Here is a 3,671-nt window from a genome sequence, read left to right on the forward strand (position 1 = left end):
GCATGACGCTGCACCGCCGTCAACCACGGTCGCCGCGGCGGCTCTCAGCGCGGAGCAGCAGCGGCTGCTGGTCGAGGACGCGCAGCGCCACGGGCCGCTGATTTAAATCCCCTGCGGGGCAGTCCGCGGGTCTATGCTTGGCAGGCCCCAGCAGCACGGAGCCCGCGCCATGAAGCTGAATCTGAAACTCCCCCTGGCCTTCGGATTCACGCTCGCCCTGCTGCTGCTCGCGGCGCTGTTCGGCATCCGCCAGCTCGACCGCTCCCTCGCCGCCTACGACACCGTCATGCAGACCTACGTGGCGCACGAGCGCGCGGCGGCGGCCTTGGAGAACTCGTTCAAGACCCAAGTGCAGGAGTGGAAGAACACGCTGCTGCGCGGCAAGGATCCGCAGCAACTCGAGCGCTACTGGGGCGCGTTCCAGAAGGAAGAGAAGTCGGTGGCCGATGGCGCGGCGCGGCTGCGCGACACCTTGCCGGACGGCGAGACCCGCACGCTGGTCGAGCGCTTCCTGCAGGCGCATGCCCGCATGGGCGAAGGCTACCGGCAGGGTTACGCCGCCTTCACCGCGGCGGGCTTCGACCCGGCGGCCGGCGACAACGGTGTCAAGGGCATGGACCGCGAACCGGTGAAGCTGCTCGGCGACGCGGCGCAGCGCATTGCTGCGGAGAGCGCCGACATCGCAGCGCGCGCGGCGGCCGACGGCCGGCGGGCGATCCGGCTGAGCCTGGCGGTGATGTTCGGCGTGACGCTGCTGGGCGTGATCGTCGGCATCGGCGTGAGCCGGATGATCGTGCGCCCGCTGAACCAGGCGGTGGAGGTGGCCCAGGCGGTGGCCGGCGGCGACCTGACGGTGGCCGTGCGTCCGCGCGGCCGCGACGAGACCGCGATGCTGCTGACGGCCCTGGCCGAGATGCAGCAACAGCTGACCCGGCTGGTGCGCGGCGTGCGCGCAAATGCCGAGGGCGTTGCGACCGCCAGCACCGAGATCGCGCAAGGCAACAACGACCTGAGCCTGCGCACCGAGCGGCAGGCCGCGGCGCTGCAGCAGACCGCGTCGTCGATGGACGAGCTGGGCGCGGCGGTGCGGCAGAACGCCGACAACGCGGCGCAGGCCAGCCAGCTGGCGTCGGGTGCGAGCGGCGTGGCGCAGCGCGGCGGCGAGGTGGTGACCAACGTCGTGCAGACGATGAAAGGCATCCACGACAGCTCGAACCAGATCGCCGAGATCGTCGGCGTGATCGATGGCATCGCGTTCCAGACCAACATCCTGGCCTTGAATGCCGCAGTGGAGGCGGCACGCGCCGGCGAGCAGGGCCGCGGCTTCGCGGTCGTGGCCGGCGAGGTGCGTGCGCTCGCGCAGCGCAGCGCGGCAGCCGCGAAGGAGATCACCGCGCTGATCGGCACCAGCGTCGAGCGCGTGGCCCAGGGCAGCACGCTGGCCGACCAGGCCGGCTCGACGATGGACGAGGTGGTGGCGGCCATCCGCCGCGTGACGGACCTGGTCAGCGAGATCAGCGTGGCGACCAGCGAGCAAAGCACCGGCGTCTCGCAGGTCGGCACCGCGATCGCGCAGATGGATCAGGCAACGCAGCAGAACGCCGCGCTGGTGGAGGAAAGCGCGGCGGCGGCGGAGAGCCTCAAGCTGCAGGCGCAAAGGCTGGTGGAGGCGGTGGCGGTGTTTCGGTTGCCGGGGGTAGCGCAGAGTTGAAACGTCCACGCGGTCGAGTTGAGTGTGACTGGCGTTCCTGACACACGTGTCATTGGAACGCTCGCAGCGGATGCGTCACCTATGTGCACCGATGTTTACGAGACGCGCCATGCTGACTCCCTGCACTCAAACTGCTGGACTGTCCCCACTTCATTCGACTCGAGAGCCCACCAATTCGAATGCAAATCCGCTGGAAACCGATATTGCCGACCGCATTCATCAATGCCGCTCGGCAGCGCAAGTAGAGGGATCGCGACACTCATTCCGGCAGAGGCACGAGGAAAGAATCAAATCCTTGGTCGACGGCCTTGCCGTCAACACGCTGTGTCGGAGTGTTCTTGAATCTGCGCTTCATGACGGAGTACTGGACCTGCGCGCGCTGCCCACATCGATTCTCGACAAACTTCCTGCTGATCTCTGGAACGAATGGCGAGCCCTGGCGCTGTCGCAGGGACACGGCATGCAAGTGCGTACGACCGACCGCCGTAGAGGCTTCAGACACGCAACACCTGTCACGCTCCATCAGACCGACAAGCCACCTTTACGATCATTGTCACTGACGGCTGCCTCTTCCCACTTCGCCCGGGCAAGCCATCGCCCCCCCTGCGTTGCACCCACAGAAACAAGAGTCGCACCTGCAACACTTTCCATACTCAAGGCGGTCATTGTGGCAAACGATTGGGCAGAAAAGGTGCTCTATCGCGGAATCGCAAACTTGCGCGGCAGAAGATCAATGCCCGACCATCAGTTGGGCGAACGGATTCTGGCCGCAAGCACCCGAGAAGTGAGGGCAATCTTTGAGTCGTATACGAACAAACGAGATTTGACCATCCTCAACCAGGTCTGTCCGATAAATGCAAAATTTGGCTTTGGAAATTGCGGGGAGCTGAATCGTCTTGTTTTTCTGAAGTTGGCCGCTTTGCTTGAGGAAGGAAAGATCCCGGCCGACGTCATCATTCTGCACGGTCATATCGCGTACGATGACTCGCACGTCTTCAATATTCTCGCTCCACTCGAAGCTATGCAACGCGGATGCGTCGAAGATATCGTGATCGCAGACGCCTGGAAGGAGACCCCTATTCCGCAGGTTCTTGCAGGACTTCCAGAGGAATGGGGGAAATTCGTCGACAACTTCTCGGGTTGGAGTGAATCCACAGGTCATCACAGTGAATTCTCAGCATTCTTTGTCTATAAAAAAGAATGCCGCGACACGTTCAGCGCGCTGAGTCTGGTGAACAGGATTGATCAAATGAGCGAGTCGGAAAGGTTTTCAGATGGCGAGGCAGCCAACCTTCCGGATCGCCAAGACAATGAGCCATACAGATACTATGATGCGCCAACGGATTTACCCCTTTTCTCCAGTCAACTGGCTCCGCCCATATTCACCGATGGTTCAGAACGCCTTACCACCGATAAATTTGATCTCAACAGCTATTTCTGTCGAAAATTTTCAAAGCATGTCGATGGAAAAATCGGGCACAAGGAAGATTTTTCAACTGCGCTCCATCACCTATTGTCGGGCAACGCAGATCCTTTGATCAGGTGTCTGGACGCATACGAGTTCCCTGCAGATAGTATGGCATATCACGCCATTGGCCTGATTCGCCTTGGAATTGAAGGCGCAACTGAACAGCTAACCGCTCTCGCATGCTTGCTCAACCATTGCATCAACTCCGGAATAACTCGAAAGGCTGTTTGGTACCTGCACCTCGCCGAGGAACTTCTTGAAAAAATTGATGAAAACAAGATCGAGAGTTTTCCGGGAGCCGATTTATTCTCCTTCGAGACGCATTGCCCTCAAACCTGTCGCCTCGAAGCGCACGACTTTCTCAAAACTACGGAGTCTTTCAAGGTGATGGCGTCGCTCGCCGGGCTCGGGTGGAAAATCAAGCGCTGCACAAGGCTGTCCCCAGAGAATTTGAGCCCATCTGTTCGCGATGAACTCCGGCTCTTGATGTTC

At 61.3% G+C, this 3,671-nt stretch carries 2 protein-coding genes; both read left to right on the forward strand.

Annotated features, from left to right (window positions below; all coding sequences use genetic code 11):
* Positions 1–169: 169 nt before the first annotated feature.
* On the forward strand, positions 170–1,711 hold the full coding sequence (locus tag AC1D15_RS22080) for a methyl-accepting chemotaxis protein (protein ID WP_477827651.1): 1,542 nt from the start codon (positions 170–172) through the stop codon (positions 1,709–1,711).
* 109 nt (positions 1,712–1,820) lie between these two features.
* Positions 1,821–3,671: hypothetical protein (locus tag AC1D15_RS22085; RefSeq protein WP_477827652.1), on the forward strand; the 1,851-nt coding region annotated here is incomplete at its 3' end.

The sequence above is a fragment of the Rhizobacter sp. P2_H2 genome (assembly GCF_056403375.1).